Annotated in this window: 1 protein-coding gene; it reads right to left on the reverse strand. The window is 26.8% G+C overall.

The window, feature by feature from the left end; translation table 11 throughout:
* Nucleotides 1-872, reverse strand: an 872-nt coding sequence (locus E6248_RS16295) for a cyclopropane-fatty-acyl-phospholipid synthase family protein (protein WP_316341810.1), incomplete at its 3' end; no start/stop codon positions are given.
* Nucleotides 873-1,071 lie beyond the last annotated feature (199 nt).

The following is a 1,071-nucleotide window of genomic DNA, read 5'->3' on the forward strand; positions in this document are numbered from 1 at the left end:
AATATATATTTTTTAATCCATGGATCTCCTGCATGCTCTTTTCTTCCACTAATATAGTGTAACAAAAATAATCCTTGATCTTTTAACACTGAATCCACATTCTTAAAGAAAAGATTGTAATTATCTCTTCCAACATGTTCAAGCATTCCTACACTTACAACTCTATCAAATTTTAAATTACTCTTTTCTAAATCTCTATAATCCATTAATTCAACTGTTAAATATTCTTCTAAATTCTCTTCCTTAATTCTTTCCTTGAATTTTAAATACTGTTGTTCACTTAAAGTAATTCCGACTCCATGAACTTTATATTTCTTAGCAGCTTCAATAAGTAAGTAACCCCATCCACATCCTATATCTAGTAAGCTCATACCTTCTTGAAGTTGCATTTTTTTTAATATATGATTAATTTTATTTTTTTGTGCTTCATATAAAGTATCATCTTCATTTTTAAAGTATGCACAGGAATAGCTCATAGTTTCATCTAACCAAAGGCTATAAAAATCATTTCCTATATCATAATGCGAAGCTACTTCTTTCTTTTGATTCTGTTTAGATGTTGATGTAAATATTAGTTTGCTCAATGCACTCTCGTTAACCTCAAAATCATCTAACTTCCCTAATACAATATCTAGCGCATCATATAAGTCCCCAGACTCCATATCTAGCATTTTGTCCATATAAGCTTCACCTAAGGCTAATGATGTACTAGTAAGTAGTAATTTTTTATCGATATCTCCATTTACTTTAATTGCAAACTTAGGATCTCCATTCCCCATATTTAGTACTTCTCCATCTTTAAATATGACTTTAAATGGCATTTGACCTTCTTTTTTTAAATATTTTTTAACAATCATACTTTCTAATGACATACTTACCACTCCTTTTTCCCATGTTATAAAATTAATAATATTATATTTTATCCCTTTGCAACTAAAATATTCTTTTATATTAAAACTTTGATATTTTTTTATCAATCTCAATTGAAATACATTTTACAAATTAGTGTAATATCAATAAAACATTGTTTAATGATAGCATTTTAAAATATTTATTCTTTATATTATAGAT

The organism is Clostridium sp., assembly GCF_032552055.1.
Lineage (GTDB): Bacteria > Bacillota > Clostridia > Clostridiales > Clostridiaceae > Clostridium.